Source organism: Pseudovibrio sp. Ad46 (genome assembly GCF_001623065.1).
GTDB lineage: Bacteria > Pseudomonadota > Alphaproteobacteria > Rhizobiales > Stappiaceae > Pseudovibrio.
In genome coordinates this window covers 1-3,751 of record NZ_LMCG01000076.1, presented here as the reverse complement: position 1 = coordinate 3,751, position 3,751 = coordinate 1, and the positions used below count along the sequence as shown (strand labels likewise).

The following is a 3,751-nucleotide window of genomic DNA, read 5'->3' as shown; positions in this document are numbered from 1 at the left end:
GGATATCTTTAACCGCCTTCTCAGCTGCAGCGCTGGCGGTCCGTGTGTTGTGCCCCATTGTTCACTCCTAATCTCATGATCATGAGCCAAAACACTCCCTTATTCAAATTAACCGATCTGTCCATAAGGCTTCGATGGGGAACAACGCTATGTGAACCATGATGCTCATCCGATACGGGTGCTCTCAGAAACGGTCGGGGAGAGGATTGAGGCGGGGTTGAAGGGAAGGGAGTAAGAGTTTCATAGCTAATGCATTTGAGTTTGTGGCCGTTCGTGAACACCGCATGTTGCACTTTTGACGGTGGTTTCAACTGGTGGATGCAACACTTTAATCTTTGAGTAGAGATGGAGTGTTCGACATGACGTATCGCCGCCGTATTTACTATTCTGCCGCACAGCGAGCCGAGATTTGGGATCGATGGCAGCGGGGAGAGTCGATGAGTTCGATTGGTCGTGTGTTTGACCGGCAGTCCTCCTCGGTGTTTTCTGTCATTTCTCCGACCGGAGGCATCCGCCCCTCTGACCGGCATCGTGGTAAGCTGGCGCTGAGTTTGAAAGAGCGTGAAGAGATATCGCGTGGTCTCAGCATCAACGCCTCTTTACGATCTATAGCCCGCCAGTTGAGCCGCACTCCGTCTACGATCAGTCGCGAGGTACAGCGCAACGGAGGTCGGGTTACTTATCGCGCAGCAGCGGCTGATCAGGCTGCCTGGGACCGCGCTCTACGGCCCAAGACATGCAAACTCGCTTGTCATCCTTCATTGCGCCACGCAGTATCGGAGAAGCTGCGCAGCAAGTGGTCTCCAGAACAGATTGCCGGCTGGCTCAAACGTAGCTTTCCAGGAGACGTAAACAAGCAGGTGTCCCACGAGACGATATATCGAAGCCTTTACATACAGGCTCGTGGCGTATTGAAGAAAGAACTGCTGGACCATCTGCGTGCCAAACGCACGATACGCCGGTCCAGACACGCAAGCCTCAAACGAAATAGTCTAGGCCAAATTAAGGATGCCGTTTCGATCAGCAAAAGGCCCGCTTGCATCGAAGACCGCGCAATACCAGGGCATTGGGAAGGTGATCTGATCGGAGGATCCAAGAATAGCTATATCGCCACTCTTGTTGAGCGGCAAACACGCTATGTCATGTTGATCAAGGTTGCCAACAAAGACACGAGCAGTGTTATCTCCGGGTTGATCAAACACACCCACAAATTACCAAAAGAGCTTTACAAATCTTTGACTTGGGATCGAGGCAAGGAGATGGCAGATCATCTAAGCCTGACATTAGTAACGGATGTTGCTGTATACTTCTGCGACCCACATTCACCGTGGCAACGCGGATCAAACGAAAACACGAACCGCTTGCTGCGGCAGTATTTGCCCCGTGGCACTGACTTATCTGTACACACGCAGCCTGAACTTGATGCAATCGCAAGGCAACTCAACCAACGACCCCGCAAGACCTTGCAATATCAAACCCCAGCTGAGAAGTTCTCACAGTGTGTTGCCGCGACCAGCTGAATCCACCACCATTTGCGGACATTCGGCCTAATTCTAGGAAGGTCCAGTTAGCATGTCACTTCAATCAAAGGTTGATTTCGGTCAGCTTGTTGTTGAGCGACCATACTGAACATTCAAGCTCTCTCCAGATTCCCTTGTATGCGTCCGCTCTGGAGTTCGTTCCTGATCCCGGAAAATTTCATTATATTCGCTAAGCGGCCATTTTAAGCTGATTAATTCTAAGGATTTTTACATCCCATGTGTATCTTCAGTTTTGATTTCAGAAAAGAGGGATCACCATGAAGATTTCTTACGTGAACCAATACCCGCCGCGCTTCAAAACCAATGATGGCCGCATAGTGAATGTTAAGGTTTCCAGCAAAAAAAACAATATTCTCGAGGCCGTTGAGGAAAATTCGAACAGCCTTCGTCAAAAATACGACGAATTGGGAATGGAACGTTGTTATGTGCATGACTTGACGATTGGTGCGCCCGATATCGACGATGTAATGGAAAAATTACCAAAAGTCGATGACATTTACCGAAGGACAATGGGGGGGGGGCGCTTCGGAGATGTTGCGCTGGTCGAAGACGACAAGTTCACCTTTGAAGCTAATATTGTTCAGCTCCCTGAAGGCAATGATGTTATATTCGATGGCTACACTTCCAAGGAGTTGTTCGACCAATTCCATACGTTTTTCACGTCCCCGGATGCTGGGGAACTCGCAAAGCAGTGGATCGAAACGAAGCTTTCAAGCCACTGTGAGAAACATGAAATTACTACCGGAGGTCAACCATTCTATCGCAGTAACTTGGATCTCTTTGTGCCAAAAGATCAAAAAGCACTGCGCCCACTACTGATCCATATTCATGGTGGTTATTGGCAGTACACACAAAAGGACATCTACTACCAGATTGCAAACTCATTCACTCAAGAAGATGTCCTGGTTGCAAATCTCAACTACCCGCAAGTGCCAGATGTCTCTATTCAAGAAATGATCGAAGTCGTTAAGAAATCGATCCGCTATCTTTATGTCAACGCAGAAAAATGGGGCATAGATCGAGACAGAATATCAGTTGCGGGGCACTCTTCAGGTGCACATCTGACTGCTTGCATGGGTGTCTTCAATTGGTCACAATTAGATCCAGATCTACCGGGATCTATATTCAAGAACGTAGTTGCTTTTTCTGGTGGTTACAATATGGAACCTTACATGCACGACGCTCAAAACTACCAGATGGGGATTTCACCGGAAGATCTGCCTTTCATGAGTCCTTTACATTTGCCATGCCATCGCGGAGCGAAATTCACTCTTTATGCTGGCTCTAAGGAAAGCGCCGAATATCAAGCACAAACCAAAGACTTCTACGATCACTTGGTCCATAATCGTGTTGAGGCAGATTTGCGGATTATCGAACAGGGTGATCACTTCTCGGTAATCAATGAGTTCTATACGCACGGAGGCCCCATATTCAACCACGTACTCTCGATACTATAGGAGCGTGATGGTGTGGCGCGCGCTTGAGGAGGATGACCCCGACGCTGTTGCGTAAATTCGCTTCAGGCGTATATTCTAGCTGTTCTTTCTTTCAGTGAAGGTGCACGCCATGCTGTTTAAAGCCAATGCTGATCGCTAACATAAGTTTGCCAAAGCCATCATCGTTAGGTCGGCTTCACCGAGCGCTTACTTCCAGATAGCTTTGACATGAGGTTTTGAGCGTTCGAGCATTTAACCACCTTCCAAGAACTGGGTCTCAAATGGATCGTAATGCCGCCCTACGCAGTGAGACATGTAAATTATAACTTTGCGGTGATGCTGGCAGTTATCATCACTCAAAGTCAACGACTGATTTCATAACAGTGCCGTACGATTTAGGCTTCTGCCAACAAAATCCTATGGTTTTGGAAATAGTGACGAGTCAGTTTGAAGGAGACGGTCAAAACCCTTCAAGCAAACAGTCTCAGCCCCTGATAGAGCCGAATGAATGTCCGCAGTTGGCGGTGGGCTCAACTAATCGCTGCAACACATTCGGCAAACGTCTCAGCTACAAGGGGGACGTCGATCTGGAGGCAAAACTCAACCAGTGGGAGCGATTTTACAACCTTCACCGGCCGCTTACGAAGCACTCAGAGAAAAGCTTACAGTCAACGCCTTAATCGCCTCGTGAGTAGCTGCACCTTACCGATCGGTTGAATTGGGACAATCGGGATGCCGTAAAAGTGCAAACAGCAGGAAGCGCGGTGCGAACCC

Annotated in this window: 2 protein-coding genes; both read left to right on the top strand. The window is 48.6% G+C overall.

What is annotated here, in order from left to right:
• The first annotated feature begins 359 nt into the window (after positions 1-359).
• On the top strand, positions 360-1,520 hold the full coding sequence (locus PsAD46_RS21510; RefSeq protein ID WP_063290897.1) for an IS30 family transposase: 1,161 nt from the start codon (positions 360-362) through the stop codon (positions 1,518-1,520).
• Positions 1,521-1,798: 278 nt separating this feature from the next.
• Positions 1,799-2,998: an alpha/beta hydrolase gene (locus PsAD46_RS21505; protein ID WP_063290896.1), complete on the top strand. Its 1,200-nt coding sequence runs from the start codon at positions 1,799-1,801 to the stop codon at positions 2,996-2,998.
• Positions 2,999-3,751: the final 753 nt, after the last annotated feature.